Here is a 22,073-nt window from a genome sequence, read left to right on the forward strand (position 1 = left end):
GACCAGCGCGCCTGCACACCGTTAACGACGAATATGGCGCAGCAAGCACTGCTGCGCCATATTCGATCTCAACCATGCGCAGATGCGAGGTTGGGGTGCTACTTGGTGCTTGTTACTTCACGTCTTCGTCAACCCAGTCCATGGACTTGGTGACAGCCTTCTTCCAGAGACGCATCTGACGGTCACGCTCAGATGATTCCATGTTCGGCTCCCAACGCTTATCTTCAGACCAGTTCGAGGACAGCTCGCCGAGGTCTTTCCAGAAACCAACAGCCAGGCCAGCTGCATAGGCAGCACCCAGAGCCGTGGTCTCGGTGACCTTGGGACGGATCACCGGAACGCCGAGAATATCAGCCTGGAACTGCATGAGCGCGTCGTTGGCGACCATTCCGCCGTCGACCTTCAACTCAGTCAGGTCAACACCAGAGTCAGCATTGACGGCATCAAGTACTTCGCGCGTCTGGAATGCTGTTGCTTCCAGCGCAGCCCGGGCAATATGGTTTTTGTTCACAAAGCGGGTGAGGCCAACAATGGCGCCGCGAGCATCTGAACGCCAGTACGGTGCAAACAGACCGGAGAACGCGGGGACAATGTAAACGCCACCGTTGTCCTCTACTGCCGCAGCCAACTCCTCAACTTCAGGTGCAGACTTTATCATCCCGATGTTGTCACGCAACCACTGGATCAGGGACCCGGTGACGGCGATTGAACCTTCAAGTGCGTAGTGCGGGGCAGCATCGCCAAGCTTGTAGCCAAGCGTGGTGAGCAGGCCGTTCTTCGAGTGGACAATTTCCTCGCCCGTGTTGAAGATCAGGAAGCAACCCGTGCCATAAGTGTTCTTGGCTTCACCAGTCTTGAACGCCGCCTGACCGAAGGTGGCAGCCTGCTGATCGCCAAGGATGCCGGCTACGGGAACTTCGCGCAGCAGCTGGCTGCCGTGGACGTGGCCATAAACCTCAGAGGATGACTTGATGGCAGGCATCATTGACTTCGGAACACCAAAGATCTCGAGAATCTCTTCGTCCCACTGCAGCGTTTCCAGATCCATGAACAGTGTGCGTGATGCATTGGTGACATCGGTGATGTGCACACCCCCATCAATGCCACCGGTCAGGTTCCACGTGACCCAGCTATCGGTGTTGCCGAAGAGGAGATCCCCAGCTTCTGCCTTGGCGCGGGCACCCTCAACGTTGTCAAGGATCCACTTGATCTTGGTACCTGAGAAGTAGGTAGCCAGTGGCAAGCCAACCTTGGACTTGAAACGCTCAACGCCACCGTCGGCAGCCAGTTCATCAACGATCGGCTGGGTGCGGGTGTCCTGCCACACGATGGCGTTGTATACGGGAATGCCAGTGTTCTTGTCCCAAACAACCGCGGTTTCACGCTGGTTGGTGATGCCAACTCCGACAATGTCGTGACGGGTCAAGTTGGCTTGTGCCAACGCAGTACCAATCACTTCGCGAATATTGTTCCAGATCTCTGTCGCGTTGTGCTCAACCCAGCCGGCCTTGGGGAAAATCTGCTCGTGTTCAAGCTGGCCCGTGGAAACAATGTTCCCGTCGTGGTCAAACACAATGGCACGGCTGCTGGTAGTTCCTTGATCAATGGCAATTACATACTGAGACATCATTGTTTCCTTTGCTCGTGATTCGTTTTAAGAACACATTGGTGAGTGGATTAGCCCACTACCAGCGGCAGCGCTGCTGCCACACCGCCACCCAAAGCTCCGCCAATCATCGGTCCTACAACCGGTACCCAGGCGTAGCTCCAGTCACTTGAGCCCTTGCCCTTGATGGGCAGCAATGCGTGGGCAATACGCGGGCCAAGGTCACGAGCAGGGTTGATGGCGTAACCGGTAGGTCCACCGAGTGAAGCACCGATTCCAACAACCAGCAAGGCCACCGGCAACGCGCCAAGTTCGGCTGGGCCATTTGAGAAGTGAAGGATAACAAATACAAGAACGAAGGTACCGATGACTTCAGTGGCAACGTTCCAGCCGTAGCTGCGGATGGCAGGACCTGTGGAGAATACGCCCAGTTTGGTGGCTGCATCCGGTTCGCTATCGAAGTGCTGCTTGTAGGCGATGTAGCAGAACACCGCACCGATAATGGCACCAACCATTTCGCCACCGAAGTAGGTCATGGTAGATGCGAACGTTACTGCCACATCCGGGGCGTACTCGGCTTTGCCGTTGGCCAGGAGACCAATCGTGACTGCCGGGTTGAGGTGGGCGCCTGACTTCGCGGCAACAAATACACCTGCGAACACGGCCAAGCCCCAGCCCCAGTTGACGAGAAGAAAACCGCCGGAATTACCCTTGGTTCCTTTCAGTGCAACGTTTGCAACGACACCGCAACCCAACAGGGTGAGCATCATGGTTCCCATCACTTCGGACGCGAACACTATTCCAAGAGACATCTTTGACTCCAACTGGTTATTTTTACATGAAAGGGCCAGCCCGTATTGACTGGCCCTCTTGAGCCCCCTTCGCCCTAGGGGCTTAGGCAATCAAGCTTTCTACCTGGACACCGTGGAAACGCGCCAGCACGTCGATGGCATGATCAATTTCCTGTGCTACCTTCTCTTTGTTCCAGCCCAGCGGCTTGGCAAGGGCTGCCGCCGTCTCTGCCAGTAGTTCACTGGTGACAAGACCACGGAACGCCAGAGAGGTGCGGCGGATCATGACATCGATGAGGTGTCCAATTTGTTCGTTCTCAACCATGAAGAGCACTTCGCGGTCGCTGAGCTCATCCGTTGAGTCAAACACCGTGTCTTCACCGTCGTTCAAGAAAGCCAACACCTCTTCGGCACGGGTGCCGTAACGGGTCAGCAATACCCCTGATCGGGCCACGTCGACTGATCCGCTGGTGTGCGAGGCAATCCAGGCTTCAACGCCCTCACTGGTTGCGGGGAAGTTCACGCCGCCACCGATGGGTAGCTTGGCTGTGGAAGTTTTCCGAGCAGTCCCCAGAATGGCCAGTACGTCATTGGCCATGTGCTCGGACAGGGCACGGAAGGTTGTCCACTTACCGCCAACCAGGCTCAAGACGGGCACCGATGAACCGCCAATGGTGCGCTCTGCTCGCTCAATGCGGTAGTCGCGGGACACGAAGCCCGGCGCTGTTTCATCGTGGCGAGGTAGTGGGCGAACACCCGAGAAGCTATAGACGATGTCATCGCGGGTCACCAGGACCCTGGGGAAGACATGGCCAATCAGGTCGAAGAAGTAATCGATTTCAGTTTCTGTGCAGACAGCATCCTTGGTCATATCCGCATCAACATCTGTTGTCCCCACGAGAACTCGGTCACCCATGGGGTAGATCAGAACTATGCGGCCATCAGTGTGCTCAAAGAATATTTCACGTCCGTTGCAGGCGGCCAGCAGACCCGGGTGGTCCAGCACAATGTGCGAGCCTTTAGTACCGCCCATGAAACGAGAGGCGTTGCCCATGGCGCTGTTGGTCATATCAACCCAAGCACCAGTGGTGTTGACAATGACGTCAGCTGTGAACGTAAACGTCTCACCTGTCAGCTGATCGGTAACTTCCACACCCTTGTCATTAACTGCAGTGACACCAACGTAGTTGCTGGCACGGGCGTGCTCGGTACCGTCCGCTGCCGTTCCGGCCTTCTCCCCGTCTTGCAGGACGTCAAGGGTGAGTCGTTCCGGGTTGTGCACAGACGCGTCGTAGTAAGTTGCTGCGTACTTCAGGTTCGCCGGCAGCTGGGGAAGCTCGGCAAGAGCCTTCTTCCGGCCCTTGAATTCGTGCCGAGGGACGGTCCCACCGTCGCGAGAGAACGCGTCATAAAGTGTTAGGCCCGCCTTGATTAGGAAGGCTCCACGCTCCTGAGGCTTGCCCTGCTTGTGAGTTAGGAAGCGAATGGGGGCGCTTAGAATCCCTGAGAAGGTGCTGAAGATGGGGATGGTTGTCTGCAACGGCTTAACGTAATGCGGTGCGATCTTCAGCAACCCGTTGCGCTCTTCGACAGATTCCTTCACAAGACGGAATTCACCATTTTCAAGGTAACGGATACCGCCGTGGATCATATGGGAAGAGGCGCCGGAGGCTCCTTGGCAGAAGTCTCCCCGTTCAACGAGCGCAACATCAATACCTTGCAGTGCCAAATCACGGAACGTGCCAACACCATTGATGCCGCCGCCAATGATCAAAACCTGAGCGTGCGGGCGCTTCTTCAGCGCCTCCACTTCTGCACGAACTACGGGGTGCTGGTCCTGGGATTCTTGATTCTTGCCACTGCTGCCGACGATACTCATTTTGACCTCGTTCGAGTCCCGTTGTGTTGCGCGTTTAGCGCCTGTTCCCACTATTGTTTGAATAAATGGAAAATATAGTCAACACGTCTGCACGAACGTGCAGAAAGGACGCAGATCACATGCCTGTGAAGCGAACAAAACAGCAAGATGCCCTCCGCGCTGCACAAATGTACTACTTGCAGGATCAAACAATGGATGCCATTGCCCGTGAACTTCGCACCTCGCGGTCAACCGTTTCCAGGCTGCTTTCTACTGCTCGTGAAACAGGACTTGTGCAGGTCCAAATCAAGACACCCTCAGATAGGGCTCCGGAGTTGGAGCGTGTGATCCGTAAGCGCCACAAAGTGGAGGTGCATGTTGTTCCAGTATCGGACATGCTCAACGAGGTGGAGGTGCTTGAGCGTGTCAGCATGCAAGCTGCACGCACCATTGGTCCATTAGTTGACTCCAACGCTGTGATAGGTGTGGCGTGGGGATCAACCGTCAGCACTGTCAGCCGACACCTGACACGGAAAACAACCCACGGCACCACCATTGTCCAGTTGAACGGTGCAGGGAACACACAGACCTCTGGCATCACGTACGCTTCTGAGATCGTCCGCCGCTTCGGCACGGCCTACGGAGCGAAAGTTGAACAATTTCCTGTGCCTGCCTTCTTTGACCAAGCCGAGACAAAAAACATGATGTGGCAAGAACGCAGTGTCCAACGCATTCTCGACTTACAAGACCGCATGACGATCGCTATCTTTGGTGTCGGCTCCATGGACGCTGAAATTCCCAGTCATGTGTACTCCGGTGGCTACCTTGACTCCACTGACCTGGACGCCCTTGAAGCCAGTGGTGTGGCGGGCGATGTGGCGACAGTCTTCTTCCGCTCGGATGGGAGCGATGACGGCATTGTGCTCAACGATCGCTCGAGCGGACCTAGCCTTGACACCCTGCGCAAGGTCCGCCGTCGTATCTGCGTAGTCTCTGGACGCAAAAAGATCACTGGCCTGCGCGGGGCGCTCGCAGCCGGACTTGCCACTGACCTGATTTTGGATGAGGGCACAGCCCGGGAATTAGTAGAGCAAGACAGTCACGCAACGGACCCGATCTTTGGCTTCCTCAACGGACTGGACGGTCTCTGAGCAGCAACAGCTGCAAGTATTGGCCGCGCGGCACTGAGCGCTGGCGCCCGCGGATAGGTAAAGTTGCGCGTATGCAACTCTCCCCCAAATATGAGCTCAACAACGGCGTCAAAATCGATGTCCTTGGCTATGGTGTCTACAAAGTGCCTGCCGAAGAGTGCCTGGACCTGGTCTCGACCGCGCTGGATGCCGGGTACCGGACGGTGGATACGGCCGCGCTGTATGGCAACGAGGAGGGTGTGGGGGCGGCTATCAATCACTCCATAGCGGCCGGGACTCCTCGAGAAGAACTTTTTGTCACCTCCAAAGTGTGGAACACGGAGCAAGGCTATGCCTCAACGCTTGCCGCATTTGCGTCAAGCATGGAGCGTCTGGGACTGGATTATTTGGATATGTACCTGATCCATTGGCCCTGCCCAGCCCAAGACCTGTTCATCCCCACCTACAAAGCACTTGAAACCCTGTACCACCAAGGGCGCGTGCGGGCCATTGGGGTGAGTAACTTTGAAGAACCCCACCTGCGTCAGCTCCTTGAGGCTGTGGACGTTGTTCCAGCAGTGAACCAAATTGAGCTGCATCCTTGGCTGACCCAGACTAAATTACGCGCAGTTCACGCTGAACTCGGGATTGCCACTCAGGCGTGGAGCCCACTATCCCGAGGCACCATCCTGGACGATCCTGTGCTGCTTGAGATTGCTGGACTGCACGGCCGCTCGGTTGCCCAAATTGTGTTGCGCTGGCATGTTCAATCCGGACATCTAGTGATCCCCAAAGCAAGTTCGGCGCAACGAATTGCAGAGAATTTGGCCGTCTTTGACTTTATTCTCGACGCGTCGGAGATGTCCCGGATTAATGCCATGGACAAGGGCCAACGCGCTGGCTCCCACCCGAGCGAGGTCAACTAGCCTTGGTCCTAAAATTTCTAGCCGAAAAGAAGAGTACGACGGCGTCCGGCTCACCAATCGGGTTGAACCTGGCCAACCGCGAGAGTGCCCACGTCCTCGAGGTCGCCGACACTGCGGTGCACTACTGGGAATACGCAGCTGTGCCGCGTAGCGATGCTGTTGCTGACTCAGACGCTGTGCATGCCGCCACCTCACCAGCGGTGCCCGCACGCACCATTGTGATGGTCCATGGTTTCCGTGGTGACCATCACGGACTGGAACGCGTGGTTGAACTGCTGCCTGATTTTCGTGTCATCATGGCCGATCTCCCCGGGTTTGGCGCATCCCCAGCGTTCGCCCATGGCCAGCATGACATAGCCGGCTACGGGAACTTCCTTGAGAACTTCCTCAGGGCCTTGGACCTGGGACCGGACACTGTCTTGCTGGGCCACTCTTTTGGTTCAATCGTTGTCAGCCATTTTGTGGCAACACGGCCGAAGCGCGTGTATCCGCTGATTCTTGTGAACCCCATCGCAGCCCCTGCTTTGGAAGGCCCAAAGGGCATTATGACCACGCTTGCGGTTTTCTATTACTGGGCTGCAGCGAAACTTCCCGCCGCCTTGGGTAATGCGTTATTGCGCAGCAAACTCATTGTCCATGTCATGAGCGTGACTATGGCTAAAACGCGCGACCCACAGCTGCTCAAGTTCATCCATGGCCAGCATCATGCGTACTTTAGCGGTTTCGCAGACAGGGATATGCTGCTTGAGTCCTTCCGCGCCTCCGTCAGTGGCACTGTACGCCAAGTCGCCACTGAACTTTCCTTGCCTACACTCTTGATTGCCGGATCCGAGGATGAAATAGCAACTCTGCCCAATCAGCACAAGCTGATGGAACTTCTACCCGACGGTGAACTCCAAGTCATTAACAACGTTGGCCATCTGATCCACTACGAAACACCCGAGCCGGCTGCCGCCGCTATCATCGAGTTTCTTGAAAGGCACCCCGCACCGTGAGTATTTCCGACTCCCTGAACAACCACGAAAATGCGCTCCAGAAACAAGCAGACGGTAGGCCAGCCATCGTCATGGATGCCCGATTCACCCGCATGGACCACCACGACGGCATCAGCCGCTACGGCGCAAGCCTCATGGCCGCCGTCGCCCCTTACGCTGATGTGACAATGCTCATTCATGACGAACGTCAGCTGGCATTGCTACCGGATTTGCCCTGGGTGAAAATCAACTCACCGCTCTCGCCCATGGAATTGTTCGTGGCCCGCCATGTGAACAAGCTTGGCGCCGACGTGGTGTTTTGTCCCATGCAGACAATGGGAAGTTGGGGCAGAAAATACCCGCTGGTTCTGACACTGCACGACCTCATTTACTATGAGCACCCGGCACCCCCCGGGTTCCTCCCAGCCCCCGTCCGGGTGCTGTGGCGTCTCTACCACAAGGCGTATTGGCCGCAGCGGATGTTGCTCAACCGGGCCAATACTGTGGCGACTATCAGCGAAACCACTCTGTCTCTGATGCGCAAACACAGGCTCACCAAACGCCCTGTCCGGATCATTGGAAATGCACCCCAAGGGCAGCGGACCCCACGAGATCCGTCGGTTTCGCCGGAGAAATCGCTCACCTATATGGGTTCATTCATGCCCTATAAAAACGTGGAAACGTTGATCCGGGCTATGGCCGAACTGCCAGATTTCACGCTTAACTTACTCAGCCGCATCACCGACGAACGCCGTAGAGAACTCGCGGCTTTGGTGCCCTCTGGTGCCAAAGTGGTGTTCCACAACGGTGTCACGGACGAGCAGTACGATCAGATGCTTCTGCGCACAACTGCGCTAGTTACTCTAAGTAAAGCCGAAGGCTACGGCCTGCCGCTGGTTGAGGCGATGGCCTTGGGGACACCGGTGGTGGTGGCGGACACTGAGATTTTCCGTGAAGTTGGCGGAGATGCCGCTCATTATGTGCCAGCTGATTCACCTGAGGCTTTTGCGGCTGCTGTGCATGCTCTGGCTGAACCCGCTCAATGGGCGGAGAGTTCGACGGCGTCCATTGCCCAAGCGGGTACGTTCAGCTGGGATTCCTCCGCGCGCGAACTGTTGGCAATTGCACAGGAGCTGCGCCGCTAGCAATGACCACGCAGCTGATCCGCGCCTCCCAAAAGCCTCACTTCGGCCGCCCTATTTCTCAGCAGAGCTTAGAAGCCGTGGTTCGCGAACCCATTAGGACCTAGAAGCCGCTGCGAATGCTTGTCACCCCTGGGCACCTGCGTCTCGAGGAGAAGTTGGGACGCGAAGATCCGGGTGCTGAGGTCATTTTATCCACCACCATCACGAATGCTCAGGGGATCCGCGCCCAGGAATACCGGTACTGGAGCGCAGGTATCTATCCTGCCGAGGCTGAGCATCTGGAAACCTCTCAATCCGCACTTCAGATATACAGGGCCTACGAGTCCAATGTGACACTGGGACATGGCCCCACGGCCGTTGCGGCAGCAGCACAACGAACGGCCAAACTCCTGGATACGGGTCCTATCCAATCTCCGTTATTCTGGCTCACAGGAACTGTCACCGGTCTTGGTCTGACGATACTGACGCTGGCGTTCTCACTCTCCAAACGCAAACGTCATGAGTCGATCTTTCGCAGACTCACCACTGCTCAGCACCTGCTCGCCGGCGTGGTGCTGAGCCTCGATGCACTTGAGCTTGCCCTGGCCCTGGATGACACACGGCTGAACACCGCAGTGATGCTTGGGACAGCTCCAAAGAACATGTCAGCTGAATCTGACCAGCGGATATTTGAAAGCGCCTTGGCTATGGCATGGCGCTTGGCCGATGACCTCCAGGAACGTCCCTTATCGCAGCGCCTTGACCCCGGGTACGTGGCTGAAGTTGCGAAGTTGAAACAATCGGTTCAGACGCTTGTCCTACGCAACACCGACGTCCACCGACGTACTCAATCCCTACTCGATGCAGCACGTGGCCGAAACCCGAAACGCAACACCTCAGAGATCCCCAAGGTGACCTCCTAAAACCTGTATACCCTCACGCCGTGGCTTGGGGCTCCCGGACATCCAGCACACCTGTTGGTTTTGCGCGTTTGTCATGATCGATTGGCTTACAGCCTTCTTGTTGTCCTAGTAATAAGAGCCTTTAGCCATTTGGAGTATTGGGGCCGGTGCGGATCGGTGATCAAGGGTGGAGAATAACTGCCACTAGTCGTAATCCACCCAATCTTGCCGTCCGGGCCAAGTTTGGGAGTCCACCTGCGCCACTTGGTTCCTTGCCGATCGGGTTCATCTATGCAGCGCCGGAGTCCGTGCCGATTCTCCTCATCCTTGAAGTGCTTCATCGTGTGATGGCGTGCGCAGGCGGGGCGTTAGTTTCCAATGGTTGAGGCACCACCAAACTCAAAAGCTCGTAAGTGATCAAACTCAGTGTCCATCTCAGGATCGGGACAATTGGGCATTTAACAGCCTTCGGCCAACGCCTGCAACACGGCCTTCTCGGCAGCCGCAATGTACAATGTTGTGTGTCCAGCACCAACGGCTCCGGCAATAGTGGATTTAGCACTATATGGTGACGCGCCAGCTTTGACAGCCCCTCCAGAAACGTGCAGCGATATACATGCCCGAAGCGCTGACAGTCAACACGTACAACGTTGGCCATGACATCCCTTCGCTTCCAGCGTCACAGCTGCGTCTGCGCTCTATCAGCGCTTCCTTCACACGAGTGACGACGGTCTCGGGTACATCTTCTCCCGTGTCCTGCCCGCCTTTCCCGCAAAAGAGCACACCGTGGTATGTCCCGCCAGAACTAACAACCGAGTCTCCATCGCAGCCGCATTTTCCATCGAGAGACTCGCAGTGTACGCCAGCAGCGGCCGTCAATTCGGGAATCCCCAGAGACATCCGAGACGAGCTAAGGGTTCACGACTGCCGATGATTCCCTCGGGGACGTCATTATCTCCAACCTCAACCGAGGGTGAAGGCTAGTTGCACAGCAGCTACAAAACGTCTAGGCCATCGCACCGAACTTGTACAGGAGAGCCCACTCGTCGAGCCGCGTTGGAAGCCTTCAATGCCCTCATGTTCGTTGTGACAGTCGCCGCCAGTGCGTATGGGAAAAGTAGAATCGTTCGATAATCTGGAGCCTCTTCACCTGTCTGGCCGGAAGTGCCACCCGAGGCGGGCCTGCCCACAGACACAGGAGCGGGGCCAATGCTGCGCACGGACTCAGGGAGTTGCAAGGCCGCCGCAAATGCCGCAACGTCCTTTTCTGCTCCAGTCAGCGAGGCAAGGCGCATGGCCGGGGGAAGCCCGAGCTCCTGCCGCAAAGTAAATTCCCGCTCAGCATGCCCGGCGGGGTCCCATCTAACTAGCGCCGAAACCTCAACTGAGTCCTCAGCCGTGACTACAACAATTCCTCCGTCTTTGGCAGATCTCACCAGGGCTGCGGCATTCATCCACCGACGGAGTGTCTCTTCACCAGCACGCAACGACTCACGCCGGAGCATAGAATCTCCGTCCAAGAGCAGTGCCGCGGAGTAGCCGTGATGAGCCACCGGTTCAGCACCTATAGTTGCCACAACTATGGCGGGCCTGTCAGGCACAGTTGTCCTAATGTGATCCCCTGAAGAGGAAATCACTGGCACTGAGGGGAAAGCCCTGCCCAATTCCTCTGCGGTCCGCAGTGCACCGATGGAAATAGCCCGCAATTGGCGGTTCCCACACGTACCGCAGCTAAAGGCCGTTTCCGCCTGCCCGCACCATTTGCACGTGACCATGGAAGAAGCCGACCCCGGGGACCGTGTTTGCATCAGAGGCCCTGTGCAATGTCTGCATCTGGCCACCTCTCGACAGCGCTGGCAGGCTAATGCCGGAGCGTAGCCGGTTCGGGCCACCTGAACCAATACCGGGCCCGTCTTCAGCGCGGCCTTTGCGGTTTCCCAGGCCCTGTGTGGCAGCCGGGCCATGGCGGCGGCGGGGTCACGTTCCAGCTCATAGGAATCCGCCGTGCTAATGACCCGCGCCGTGGCCTTGCGCACCTCTGGGCGTTCAGCTAAGAGCTCTTGGGCCCATCCTGTGGCGACCAACCGCTGGGACTCACTGCTTCGGCTGTGCCCGGCCATCAACACCGCCGTTGCCTCAACTTCAGAGCGTAACAACAGAACGTCACGGCTGTGTTGGTAGGGAGCTCTACGTTCAATATGAAGCTCGTCACCGTCATCCCAGCAACAAACCAAACCTAGCTCTGCTACTGGCGCGTACGCCGCGGAACGAGTACCGATCACAATGCGCACGTCCCCTGAAAGAACTCGCAGGAAGTTGGCGTATCTCTTGCTGGGACCATCGTCAGCGGTGAGCTTGACGAAGCTGCCCTTCGGAAGGACCGCGGTAAATGCCTGCTCCAATAATTCGAGGTCACGTAGATCGGGAACAACCACGATGGCTCCCCGCCCTGACAATTGGCAGTATGCAACTACTTGAGCCAGTTGGTGGTGCCATGACCGGGGCCCCCAACCGTGGAGTGCGCCGAGTACGCCTTTGGGGCACTGGCCCAAAGCCAATTTCGTCAAGAAGTCCTCGGCATGAGCAAACTCAGTGAAGAGAGAATGCCCGGGTTTAGCCTCGGGAAGCATCTCCACGGGCGCGGGTCCGGTTTCCTTCTTCAGGTAGATCTTCTCGAGGCTGGCGACACGCGGTGGGACAGCAACCCGCAACACATCAGCTACTGTGCCGGCGTACCGTGCGGCAACCCTCCGCGCCAGCTCAAGTACCTGTGGGGTGAGCACAGGGACAGCTGAATAAACCCTGCTCAGTGGCACCAGCCTTTCGCTTTCAGACTCAGCAGTGCGCGCAACGAGATACCCGTTGAGGTCTTGGCCAGAGAACTTTACCTTCACCCGAACCCCTGGCTGGGCCTCTGCGTCCAACTCCAGGGGGACGGAGTAATCAAACATTCGGTCAAGATGGGGCAGCGGTGAATCAATCGCAACTTGGGCAACTGGTAGCGACGGCGCCAACACGACTCCACTGTGCGGATCTGCTACACGATCCTTGGTGACGAATCCACTCAAAAGACTTAACTGCACACCGTGATTGGGCGAAGCGTGACTAGCGGCAGTGTGGTTCTCGGCTTCGGTCACGGCATCCTCCTCTGATATGTGTTGCCAGACCTACGGGCAAAAACTGTAGGCCATGGACAGGGCCTCCAAACCCAACTGTGCAGGTCCACATTAGTCGTCCTGAAACCAGCTAAGCACAGCCCGCTGACAAAGGAGTCGGCGAACTGTGCTTGGCTGTGGACAACTTCGAGCTTAGGCGTTGAAGAACGCCTTCAGTGCAGCTACCCGGTCAAGATTTTCCCACGTGAAATCGGGGTCGTCGCGGCCAAAGTGACCATGTGCTGCCGTTTTGGCGTAAATGGGGCGTTTCAGATCAAGGCTGTCGATGATGGCCAGCGGACGCAAATCGAAGATAGCCGCAATGGCTTCTTCAATCATGCGAGGGTCAACATGCTCGGTGCCAAAAGTCTCAACATAGGTTCCCACCGGCTTGGCCACCCCAATGGCATAGCCCACCTGAATTTCGGCACGATCCGCAAGGCCGGCGGCCACCACATTTTTGGCAACCCAGCGCATGGCATAGGCCGCTGAACGGTCAACTTTTGATGGGTCCTTACCCGAGAAGGCACCACCTCCGTGGCGTGCCATTCCACCATAAGTGTCAACAATGATCTTGCGTCCCGTCAGCCCCGCATCACCTACGGGACCACCAACAACGAAGGGGCCTGCAGGGTTTAAATAGGTTTGAATCTTAGAAACATCCAGACCAGAAGCCTCCATGACCGGGGCAATGACGAATTCTTGCAAGTCGGCTCGCAACTTATCAAGGGAGGTGCCTTCGGCGTGCTGGCTGGAGATGACAACAGTGTCAACCGAAACAGGCTTTTCGCCGTCGTACCCAATGGTCACTTGCGTTTTACCATCCGGTCGCAAGTACTCCAATTCACCCGATTTGCGCACGCTTGAGAGGCGCTCGGAAAGCCTATGCGCCAAGTAAATGGGGGTCGGCATATATGAGGCTGTTTCGTTGCTGGCGTAGCCAAACATCAACCCTTGGTCGCCAGCACCCTGGGCATCATACTTATCAACTGCGGTTCCCTCGCGGGTCTCGAAAGCGTTAAACACGCCGTCGGAAATATCTTGGGACTGCTGCCCGATAGAAACCGAAACACCACAGCGGGCACCGTCAAACCCGTTGGCAGAGGAGTCATAGCCAATGTCGAGGATGGTGTTGCGCACGATTTGCGGAATTTCCACGTAGGCATTGGTCGTGACCTCGCCGGCCACATGGACCAAGCCAGTGGTTGCCATCGTTTCAACCGCAACTCGCGATTCCGGGTCTTCGGCTAGCAGCGCGTCAAGGATAGCGTCACTGATCTGGTCACAAATCTTATCGGGGTGGCCTGCCGTCACGGATTCGGAGGTAAATAGGCGCAGGGGGTTCGCTGAAGTCACGTCTCTACTTTACTTTGGTTTGTGCTGCGCTTCATGGGCGCCTGACATGGGCTGTCATAGTGGTCGGAGCTAGGTGGCTTGTGCTTTATCCTGTGCCGACACGGTCTTCGTTGCATCAAGGCGCTGCGCTATGAGATGTACGACGGCGTTGGCCACCTCACGCTTGCTGCCACCGGCCTGCACGGGGCTGGCACCGTCCAAGGCAAGAATCTCTACCTGGTTGGTATCCTGCCCAAAGACGCGCTCAGTATTGGTGTCCCCGGGCCCGACTTCATTGACAACCAACAAGTCGCATCCTTTTCGCATCAGCTTTTCCTGTGCGTAGCGAAGAACGTCGCCTTGTTCATCACCGGTTTCTGCGGCAAAACCAACAATCAGCTGCTGCTGGTTCTGCGCCGCCCGATGGGCAACAACCTCGATAAGGATGTCCGGATTACGGACAAGTGTAATAACAGGGTCCTGCGTATTGTCCCGCTTTTTAATCTTGCCCGTTGAAATACTTGACGGGCGGAAATCAGCCACGGCGGCGGCCATGATGACAACATCCGCCGTTGCCGCCGCTGCCAGCGTGGCCGAGCGCAATTCAAGGGCCGTTTCAATTCGTTGAAGTTTGGCCCCGGCAGGCGCCGCTACTTCCATTGGAGCGTGGATCAGGGTGACCTGGGCACCGGCAGCCAGGGCCGCTTCTGCAAGTGCCACGCCCTGCTTGCCCGAGGACTTGTTGCCAAGGTAGCGGACAGGGTCAAGAGGTTCCCGCGTCCCACCTGCCGTGATAAGTACGTGAACTCCGGAGAGAGAACCCTCCGAGACGGACGTCTCACTGGAAGACTTTTCGCTGCTTCGCAACTCATGGGGAGCTGCCAGCTCGCTGAGCTGTGTGTCCTGCGTATCAGAGCGGTTCTGGGCTACCTTGAGCTCTGCCGCCCTTGTGGGGGTCTCTTGCGTAGAGACGTCCCGGACCAATGCTATGGCTGCAGCGAATATTGCTTCGGGCTCGGGAAGGCGGCCGGGACCCGTGTCAGGGCCAGTCAACCTGCCCACTGCAGGATCCAACACATGCACCCCACGGGAGCGCAAGGTGGCTACGTTGGCCTGCGTGGATGCGTGCTGCCACATCTCTGTGTGCATGGCTGGAGCAAAGAGGACAGGTCCGCGAGCCATCAACAACGTGGTTGTTAAAAGGTCGTTGGCATGGCCGCCGGCAGCCTTAGCCAAAAGGTCGGCGGTTGCCGGCGCCACAACGATCAGGTCCGCCTCATGACCAATCCGGACATGGTTCACCTGGTCTACAGCCGCAAAAACATCGTTGGTGACGGGTTGTCCGCTCAATGCCTCCCACGTTGCCACGCCCACAAATTTCGTGGACGCGTCAGTAGGGATGACAGTGACCAGATGCCCTGCTTCAGTAAACAGACGCAGTAGCAAGGCCGACTTGTAGGCGGCGATGCCGCCGCCTACCCCTAGGACAATGTTCAGCTCAGTCACCTTGCAGTTTTCTTAAATCGCTTACGCGGTTTCGTTCGGCGTGGAAACCAGCAGGCCCTCGTCGATTTCACGGAAGGCGATTGAGAGGGACTTCTCGTTCAGCCTGGTATCAACGAGTGGGCCAACGTACTCGAACAGGCCCTCGTGGAGCTGTGCGTAGTAGGCGTTGATCTGGCGTGCGCGCTTTGCACCAAAGATGACCAGTCCGTACTTCGAATCTGCTGCTTCAAGCAGTGAATCGATCGGGGGATTGATGATGCCTTCGGGTTGTGTAGTCAATTACTTCTCCAAAAAAATCGAAAGGGTGTCCTGCAGATCAGAAAATTGTGGCAACACTTTTAAGTGCCTACACAATCTGATCAAACAAGGTGGTGGGGGGTGAGCCCCATCAGTTCAACAAGCGCGGCTGCGGCACGGCTTACATCGTCATTGACGATGACATAATCAAACTCCGGCGCGGCAGCAAGTTCCAGTTTAGCCGTTTCTAGGCGACGTTGCTGTTCCTGCGCACTTTCTGTGCCGCGTCCCACTAAACGGCGGACAAGTTCTGCCCAATTTGGCGGGGAAAGGAACACGAAATCCGCCTCAGGCATGGCGGCTTTAACCTGTCGGGCCCCCTGCAAGTCAATTTCAAGCAGGACTGACTTTCCAGCGGCAACGGCATCCTGGACGGTGCTGCGCAATGTGCCGTAACGGTTTACGCCATGAACCACCGCCCACTCCAGCAGATCCCCACTGGCGGCCAGCTGATCAAACTCCTTAGCACTTTTGAAGAAGTAATGAACACCTTCCTCTTCCCCTGGCCGTGCAGCACGGGTAGTGGCGGAGACAGAAAGCCAGACATCCGGATAATTGTCCCGGATGAACGTTGAGACAGTACCTTTTCCTACAGCGGTTGGTCCGGCCAGCACCGTCACGCCACAACGGCTCTTTAGGCGGGTGGTCTTTTCACTTGGGACATGAACCTCGCTCATGACGTCTGTCCCAGGTAGTGAACCAAAGCCCGGCGTTGGTGTACGCCCAGGCCACGCACCCTGCGGGTTGGGGCAATCCCCAGCTCGCTCATGATCACAGTTGCACGTACCTTTCCTATGCCCGGGAGGGCTTCAAGTAATTCACACACTTTAAGTCGCTCGAGAGCGGGTTCGCAAGCTGCCGCTTCAAGCACTGCGGCAACACTCTTGTGCCCGGACTTCAAATCAGCTTTGGCTTGGGAGCGTACGGCTCGTGCAGCCAGGGCTTTGATGCGTGCCTCTGCGCGTTCATGTTGGGACAATTGCGGCAAATTCACGAAAAAGCTCCCTGTTGATGGCTCTCCCCGGTGCGGGTTACGAACGCAGTAATTCTTCGAACATATCCCTACCGGGGAGGCAAATCAATCTGTCGGAAAGCTTGAAGTGCTGCTATAAGCCCGCCAGCGTCTCCACCGTGGCTGCGCGTAACGCGGCAACCTGCGGTCCGGCAACGAGGATACCCCGGCTGGAGGTCGCCAGCACAGCCGGATACGCAGTACCAAATGTAGCCCGCATATTTACCCCGGTGGCGCCTTGCGCTCCGAGCCCCGGCGCCAGTAGCGGCCCGTGGACCGCAGCAAGATCTATACCCAAATCAGCTAGCGCACCGCCCACTGTGGCACCAACAACCAGGCCCACAGATCCCAGTGCTTCAGCGGCATAGCGTTGATTTTCGACGCCTGCAGCCTCCACGATGCGCTTGGCAACAGAATCGCTGCCACCCACGTGCTGTACCGAGGCACCCTCCGGATTAGAGGTTAGGGCAAGCACAAAGACACCCCGGCCGTTCGCTGCTGCCATCTCAAGAGCCGGGCGCAGCGATTCGAAACCCAAGTAAGGGCTTAGCGTTACGGCATCAGCCGCCAAGGCTGAACCATCTCGCAGCCATGCGTCAGCGTAGCCAGCCATGGTAGAGCCGATGTCTCCGCGTTTAGCGTCAGCGATGGTCAAAAACTGCGCCTGAGCAGCGGCAGCCAGCAGCTCCTCCAAGGCGGCCATACCAGCGGAGCCGTGGCGCTCGTAGAGAGCCACCTGTGGTTTGATGGCTGCTGCTAACGGCGCCACAGCCTCAAGCACAGTTCGTGAGAACCTCCGCACGCCATCGGCGCTGTCATCCAGCCCCCATGCTGCCAGGAGGGCCGGATGCGGGTCGATACCCACACAAAGGGGTCCCCTGGCAAGCATGGCTGCGGCAAGCCGAGCCCCAAAAGGCTCCCGCTCACCGCTGTTAGTTGGCATTCTGAGCTGCCAGTCCTGCGGCAAGAACAATGGCGTGTTCCTGCAAACTGGTGACATCCCATTCGTAGGAACGCAAGGCTTCCATGGCCTGAACTGCCACGTTGAATTCAGCAACAGTGGTGATGCAGGGCCGGCCGTTGGAGATTGCCGCCGCACGAATCTCGTAGCCATCTCCGCGCGCTTGACCACCTGAGGGGGTGTTGAAGATCATGTCGATCTTGCCATTGTTGATCAGGTCGACAATGCTCTGATCCCCGGACACTGTGCTTTCTTGGCTGATCTTGCGCACAGTGGTGGAGGCAATGCCGTTGCGGCGCAGCACGTCCGCGGTACCACTGGTGGCAACAATCGTGTAGTCCAGGTCCACGAGACGCTTGACGGCCATAATGATGGAGCGTTTGTCACGATTCGCCACCGAAACAAAGACAGTCCCGGAGACCGGCAAGGCACCACTGGCAGCAGCCTGGCTCTTGGCGAAAGCAGTATCAAAATGTTTGTCGATCCCCATCACCTCACCGGTGGAGCGCATCTCCGGGCCCAGCAGGGAGTCAACTACGTGCCCTTCGGGGGTGCGGAAACGGTTGAAGGGTAGAACAGCTTCTTTGACAGCCACGGGGGCGTTATCTGGCAGATTGCCGCCGTCGCCCACTTCAGGCAGGATGTGGTGCACGCTGCGCAAGTGGGCGATGGAAACGCCAACACCGATCAAAGCCGCGGCCTTGGCCATCTGCACACCCGTGGCCTTCGACACAAACGGGACAGTACGCGAAGCCCGCGGGTTGGCTTCAAGTACGTAGAGAATGTCAGCCGCCAAAGCGAACTGAATGTTGATCAAGCCACGTACACCAACACCTTCGGCAATGGCACGGGTGGCCTTGCGGACACGCTCCTGCACGTCTTTGCCCAGAGTGATGGGAGGCAGCACGCAAGCGGAATCGCCAGAGTGGATACCGGCCTCTTCAATGTGCTCCATAATGCCGCCAAGGTACATATCCTTGCCGTCAAACAACGCGTCAACATCAATTTCAATGGCGTCTTCAAGGAACCTGTCAATGAGCACCGGGTGTGCTTCAGTGATCTCGGTGGCGTTCGTGATGTAGCGGGAGAGATGCGCCTCGTCGTAGACGATCTCCATGCCGCGGCCGCCCAGCACGTAGGAGGGGCGCACAAGGACGGGGTAGCCAATCTCATCGGCAATCTTTTTTGCATCGTTGAAGGACACAGCGGTGCCATTCTTTGGCGCTATCAGGCCGGCCTCATCAAGCACACGCGAGAACATACCGCGGTGTTCCGCTAAATCGATGGCTTCCGGAGAGGTTCCCAAGATGGGCACACCGGCATCAGCCAGTTCCGCAGCAAGCTTCAGCGGGGTCTGGCCACCGAGCTGCACAAAAACACCCAGCACCCCGCCTGTACGCTCTTCAGCCGCGATGATCTCCAGGACGTCCTCAAGTGTCAGCGGTTCAAAATAAAGACGCGTGGAGACGTCGTAGTCGGTGGAGACGGTTTCCGGGTTGCAGTTGACCATGACTGTCTCGTAGCCGGCTTTGCGCAGTGCCATGGAGGCGTGCACGCAGGAGTAGTCGAACTCGATACCCTGACCGATGCGGTTGGGCCCGGAACCCAAGATGATGACAGAGGGCTTTTCGTGCAGCGCAATCTCATCTTCCTCGTCGTAGGTGGAGTAGTGGTATGGGGTGTACGCTGCAAATTCAGCTGCACAAGTGTCCACAGTCTTGTACACGGGGCGGATGTTCAATGCCTGGCGGACGCCGCGCACCACTGCCTCAGAGTTGTGTGTCAGCTCACCGATCTGAGCGTCGGAGAAGCCGTGGCGCTTGGCAAGCTTGAGCATCTCCGGTGTCAGCGCGGTGGACTGGCGGATAGTTGCCGAGACCTCGTTCAGCAGCACCAGCTGGTCCAAGAACCAGGGGTCAATGCCTGTGGCTTCGTACATTTGCTCAATGGTGGCACCGCCCAACAGGGCACGCTGCACCTGGCCAAGGCGCTCGGTGGTGGGGCGTTTGGAAGCCTCAATGAGGTCAGGAACGTCCAGTTCATTGACACTTTGGAATTCAAGACTGGCACCCTTTTGCTCCAGTGAGCGCAGTGCCTTCTGGAGCGCTTCGGTGAAGTTACGCCCCATGGCCATAGCCTCACCAACACTCTTCATGGTGGTGGTCAATGTGTCATCGGCCGCCGGGAACTTCTCAAACGCGAAGCGGGGAACCTTAACAACCACGTAATCCAAAGCAGGTTCAAAGGAAGCCGGAGTCTTCTGCGTGATGTCATTGGGGATCTCATCCAGCGTGTACCCAAGTGAGAGCTTCGTGGCGATCTTGGCGATGGCGAAACCGGTTGCCTTCGAGGCCAATGCCGATGAGCGTGACACACGCGGATTCATCTCAATGACCACTACTCGGCCGGTGTCTGGCTCAATGGCGAACTGGATGTTGCAACCACCGGTGTCAACGCCCACCTCACGGATGATGGCGATGGAAATATCGCGCAGGTTCTGGTATTCACGATCCGTCAGCGTCATGGCCGGGGCCACCGTGATGGAGTCACCGGTGTGAACGCCCACCGGATCAAAGTTCTCAATGGAGCAAACAACAACAACATTGTCGTTTTTGTCGCGCATCATTTCAAGCTCATACTCCTTCCAGCCAAGGATGCTCTCTTCAAGCAAAACCTCAGTGGTGGGGCTGTACTGCAGTCCCTGGCCAACAATGCGGGACAAGTCCTCTGGGCTGTAAGCCAGTCCGGAACCCAGCCCACCCATGGTGAATGACGGGCGCACCACCATGGGGTAGCCAAGATCTTCAGCAGCAACAAATGCCTCATCCAAGGTGTGAATGATGTGGCTACGGGCAGATTCTGCTCCGCAACGCTCAACCACGCCCTTGAACTTTTCACGGTCCTCACCCAGCTCAATGGCGGCGATATTGGCACCGATCAACTCAACGTTGTACTTTTCAAGCACACCGTTTTTGTCCAAGGCGATGGCGGTGTTCAGCGCCGTCTGACCACCCAAGGTTGGCAGGATTGCATCGGGGCGTTCCTTGGCGATGATCTGTTCAACCACCTCGGGAGTGATGGGTTCAACGTAGGTGGCATCGGCAAACTCTGGATCAGTCATGATCGTTGCCGGGTTGGAGTTTACCAGGATGACCCGCAGGCCCTCTTCCTTCAAAACGCGCAGCGCCTGGGTGCCCGAGTAGTCAAACTCGGCAGCCTGTCCGATCACGATCGGGCCGGAGCCAATAACCAAAACTGATTTAAGATCTTCCCTCTTTGGCATTACTTGTCTTCCTGGCTCTGTGTGGTCTGGCTCTGTGTGGTCTGGCTCTGTGCGGTTTTGTACTTAGTCATGAGATTGATGAACCTGTCAAACAGGTAGGCGGCATCGTGTGGACCGGCCGCGGCTTCCGGGTGATACTGCACGGAGAAGGCTGGAATATCCAGGCAGGACAGCCCTTCAACCACGTGGTCGTTGAGGCTGATGTGGGAAACTTCAACCCTGCCAAAACGATCCTCGGGCGCCTGGCCAGGTCCGTCAAGGGGTGCGTCCACGGCGAAGCCGTGGTTTTGGCTGGTGATTTCCACCTTGCCAGTGCTGCGGTCCAGAACCGGCTGGTTCATGCCACGGTGTCCGTAGCGCAACTTGTAGGTGCCAAAGCCCAGGGCGCGTCCCAGAATTTGGTTTCCAAAGCAGATGCCAAAGTACGGCACCCCAGCGTCCAGGAAGCTACGGACAAAGCCAACCTGGCGGTCGGCCGTAGCTGGATCACCGGGGCCATTGGAGATGAACACGCCATCCGGGTTCAACGCTTGGGCTTCTTCGAAAGTGGCAGTTGCGGGCAGGACATGCAGGCGCACCCCACGCTCGGCGAAGCGTGCAGGGGTCATGGCCTTCATGCCAAGGTCCAGTGCAACGATTGTAAAGAGGGTCTCCCCCGTCCAGCCGTGCTGGGCAGGTTCAACCACGTACGCTTCCTTGCAACTGACCTCCTCGGCCAGGCGCAGGCCCTCCATGGACGGCTGAGCCTGAACTTCGGTGAGGAGTTCAGTCTCAGGACGCGCTGCATCGGCACCGGAGAAAATACCGGCCTTCATGGCACCGCGTTCACGCAGGTGCCGGGTGATGGCGCGAGTGTCTACTCCTTGAATGCCAACAATGTTCTGCGCAGACAGTTCCTCATCGAGGGTCCCTTCGCTGCGCCAGTTGGACGGGCGGCGTGCCGCGTCACGGACAATGTAACCCGCAGCCCAAATTCTGGCTGACTCATTATCTGCTTTGTTCACACCCGTATTACCTATGTGAGGTGCCGTCTGCACTATCAGCTGGCGTGCGTAAGAGGGGTCTGTCAACGTTTCCTGGTAGCCGGTCATTCCGGTGGTGAAGACCGCCTCACCCAGGGCCGTGCCCTGAGCACCGTAGCTGCTGCCGCGGAAAGTGCGTCCATCTTCCAAGACCAAAAGTGCCTGTGTAGGCATGATTGCATCACTCATTC

General features: G+C 57.4%; 17 protein-coding genes. 5 read left to right on the forward strand and 12 right to left on the reverse strand.

Going from position 1 to position 22,073, the window contains the following annotated elements:
- Positions 1–112: 112 nt before the first annotated feature.
- The 3 genes from glpK to AAFM46_RS08730 form a co-directional block, all read right to left on the reverse strand.
- Entirely contained in the window at positions 113–1,627 is a 1,515-nt protein-coding gene (gene glpK / locus AAFM46_RS08720; protein ID WP_343317434.1) for a glycerol kinase GlpK, read from the reverse strand.
- A gap of 50 nt (positions 1,628–1,677) precedes the next feature.
- Positions 1,678–2,418, reverse strand: a complete 741-nt coding sequence (locus tag AAFM46_RS08725; protein WP_283527255.1) for an MIP/aquaporin family protein — start codon at positions 2,416–2,418, stop codon at positions 1,678–1,680.
- An 82-nt stretch (positions 2,419–2,500) separates the two neighbouring features.
- Entirely contained in the window at positions 2,501–4,276 is a 1,776-nt protein-coding gene (locus AAFM46_RS08730) for a glycerol-3-phosphate dehydrogenase/oxidase (protein WP_343317435.1), read from the reverse strand.
- A gap of 119 nt (positions 4,277–4,395) precedes the next feature.
- Here AAFM46_RS08730 and AAFM46_RS08735 point away from each other — a divergent pair, with 119 nt between their 5' ends.
- The 5 genes from AAFM46_RS08735 (at position 4,396) to AAFM46_RS08755 (ending at position 9,332) form a co-directional block, all read left to right on the forward strand.
- A complete protein-coding gene (locus tag AAFM46_RS08735; protein ID WP_283527259.1) occupies positions 4,396–5,406 on the forward strand; it encodes a sugar-binding domain-containing protein in 1,011 nt (336 codons plus the stop codon).
- Between the two features lie 71 nt (positions 5,407–5,477).
- A complete protein-coding gene (locus tag AAFM46_RS08740) occupies positions 5,478–6,311 on the forward strand; it encodes an aldo/keto reductase (RefSeq protein WP_343317436.1) in 834 nt (277 codons plus the stop codon).
- Positions 6,312–6,313: 2 nt separating this feature from the next.
- Positions 6,314–7,306, forward strand: a complete 993-nt coding sequence (locus tag AAFM46_RS08745; protein WP_343317437.1) for an alpha/beta hydrolase — start codon at positions 6,314–6,316, stop codon at positions 7,304–7,306.
- A gap of 71 nt (positions 7,307–7,377) precedes the next feature.
- Positions 7,378–8,430, forward strand: coding sequence for a glycosyltransferase (locus tag AAFM46_RS08750; RefSeq protein ID WP_343320422.1), 1,053 nt, complete (start codon positions 7,378–7,380; stop codon positions 8,428–8,430).
- A gap of 116 nt (positions 8,431–8,546) precedes the next feature.
- Entirely contained in the window at positions 8,547–9,332 is a 786-nt protein-coding gene (locus AAFM46_RS08755) for a hypothetical protein (protein ID WP_343317438.1), read from the forward strand.
- A 974-nt stretch (positions 9,333–10,306) separates the two neighbouring features.
- Here AAFM46_RS08755 and AAFM46_RS08760 read toward each other — a convergent pair.
- The 9 genes from AAFM46_RS08760 to carA all read right to left on the reverse strand — a co-directional run bounded on the left by AAFM46_RS08760 (position 10,307) and on the right by carA (position 22,071).
- The gene (locus AAFM46_RS08760; RefSeq protein ID WP_343317439.1) at positions 10,307–12,448 is read right to left on the reverse strand and encodes a primosomal protein N'; all 2,142 of its coding nucleotides are present in this window, start codon (positions 12,446–12,448) and stop codon (positions 10,307–10,309) included.
- Between the two features lie 171 nt (positions 12,449–12,619).
- Positions 12,620–13,822, reverse strand: a complete 1,203-nt coding sequence (metK, locus tag AAFM46_RS08765; protein ID WP_283527274.1) for a methionine adenosyltransferase — start codon at positions 13,820–13,822, stop codon at positions 12,620–12,622.
- Positions 13,823–13,891: 69 nt separating this feature from the next.
- Complete coding sequence (locus AAFM46_RS08770; RefSeq protein ID WP_343320423.1) at positions 13,892–15,298, reverse strand: bifunctional phosphopantothenoylcysteine decarboxylase/phosphopantothenate synthase; 1,407 nt, start codon at positions 15,296–15,298, stop codon at positions 13,892–13,894.
- Between the two features lie 30 nt (positions 15,299–15,328).
- On the reverse strand, positions 15,329–15,586 hold the full coding sequence (rpoZ, locus tag AAFM46_RS08775) for a DNA-directed RNA polymerase subunit omega (protein WP_283527276.1): 258 nt from the start codon (positions 15,584–15,586) through the stop codon (positions 15,329–15,331).
- Between the two features lie 80 nt (positions 15,587–15,666).
- Complete coding sequence (gene gmk / locus AAFM46_RS08780) at positions 15,667–16,281, reverse strand: guanylate kinase (RefSeq protein WP_343317440.1); 615 nt, start codon at positions 16,279–16,281, stop codon at positions 15,667–15,669.
- A complete protein-coding gene (gene mihF, locus AAFM46_RS08785) occupies positions 16,278–16,598 on the reverse strand; it encodes an integration host factor, actinobacterial type (protein WP_283527280.1) in 321 nt (106 codons plus the stop codon). The genes gmk and mihF overlap by 4 nt, the downstream gene beginning before the upstream one ends.
- A 112-nt stretch (positions 16,599–16,710) precedes the next feature.
- Complete coding sequence (gene pyrF, locus AAFM46_RS08790; RefSeq protein ID WP_343317441.1) at positions 16,711–17,559, reverse strand: orotidine-5'-phosphate decarboxylase; 849 nt, start codon at positions 17,557–17,559, stop codon at positions 16,711–16,713.
- Positions 17,549–20,860, reverse strand: coding sequence for a carbamoyl-phosphate synthase large subunit (gene carB, locus AAFM46_RS08795; protein ID WP_283527284.1), 3,312 nt, complete (start codon positions 20,858–20,860; stop codon positions 17,549–17,551). The genes pyrF and carB overlap by 11 nt, the downstream gene beginning before the upstream one ends.
- On the reverse strand, positions 20,860–22,071 hold the full coding sequence (carA, locus tag AAFM46_RS08800; RefSeq protein ID WP_283527286.1) for a glutamine-hydrolyzing carbamoyl-phosphate synthase small subunit: 1,212 nt from the start codon (positions 22,069–22,071) through the stop codon (positions 20,860–20,862). The genes carB and carA overlap by 1 nt, the downstream gene beginning before the upstream one ends.
- Positions 22,072–22,073 lie beyond the last annotated feature (2 nt).

It is taken from the genome of Arthrobacter sp. TMP15 (assembly GCF_039529835.1).
Lineage (GTDB): Bacteria > Actinomycetota > Actinomycetes > Actinomycetales > Micrococcaceae > Specibacter.